Genomic DNA, 271 nt, shown 5'->3' with positions numbered 1-271 from the left:
GATCACAGTACAATTTATCGTTGGGTTCAGCGTTATGCTCCAGAAATGGAAAAACGGTTACGCTGGTATTGGCGTAATCCTACAGATTTACATTCATGGCATATGGATGAGACTTATATCAAAGTGAAGGGGCGATGGACTTACCTGTATCGTGCAGTTGATCAACGGGGTCATACGATTGACTTTTACCTTTCCGCTAGACGGAACAGTAAATCAGCCTATAGTTTTCTAGGAAAGATCTTCAATACGGTGAAAAAATGGCAAATTCCAC

At 41.3% G+C, this 271-nt stretch carries 1 protein-coding gene; it reads left to right on the top strand.

What is annotated here, in order from left to right; translation table 11 throughout:
• The coding region (locus AVJ20_RS18210) for a DDE-type integrase/transposase/recombinase (RefSeq protein ID WP_162689829.1) at positions 1–271 on the top strand (271 nt) is incomplete at both ends.

It is taken from the genome of Acinetobacter sp. CFCC 11171, from assembly GCF_003268405.1.
Taxonomy (GTDB): domain Bacteria; phylum Pseudomonadota; class Gammaproteobacteria; order Pseudomonadales; family Moraxellaceae; genus Acinetobacter; species Acinetobacter amyesii.
Note: the sequence above shows the minus strand (reverse complement) of the source record. Positions and strands in the feature narration are given on the sequence as shown.